Source organism: Kitasatospora sp. SC0581 (genome assembly GCF_048159585.1).
Taxonomy (GTDB): domain Bacteria; phylum Actinomycetota; class Actinomycetes; order Streptomycetales; family Streptomycetaceae; genus Kitasatospora.
Window position 1 is genome coordinate 1 of the sequence record NZ_JBLRWA010000328.1, and the last position, 314, is coordinate 314.

The following is a 314-nucleotide window of genomic DNA, read 5'->3' on the forward strand; positions in this document are numbered from 1 at the left end:
GCGGAGCCGGCGGCGGTGGTGCCGGTGCAGGAACTCGGCGCGGTAGGTGGCCATGTCCACGTGCACCGGGCAGTCACTGGCGCAGCCCTTGCAGCCGAGGCAGAGGTCCAGTGCCTCCCGGACCTCCTCGGAGCGCCAGCCGTCGGTGATCAGTGCCTCACCCGGCAGCAGTTCCCCGCGCAGCATCTCGGCCAGCAGCCGGGCCCGGCCCCGGGTGGAGTGCCGCTCCTCCTCGGTGACCATGTAGCTGGGGCACATCACCCCGGTCGTGGTGTCCACGCACTTGCCCACCCCGACGCAGCGGTGCACCGCCT

1 protein-coding gene is annotated in these 314 nt (G+C 72.6%); it reads right to left on the minus strand.

From position 1 onward, the window contains the following. Positions 1 to 314 (minus strand): 4Fe-4S dicluster domain-containing protein (locus ACLWS4_RS38325; RefSeq protein WP_416876614.1); only part of this gene is annotated, 314 nt, incomplete at both ends.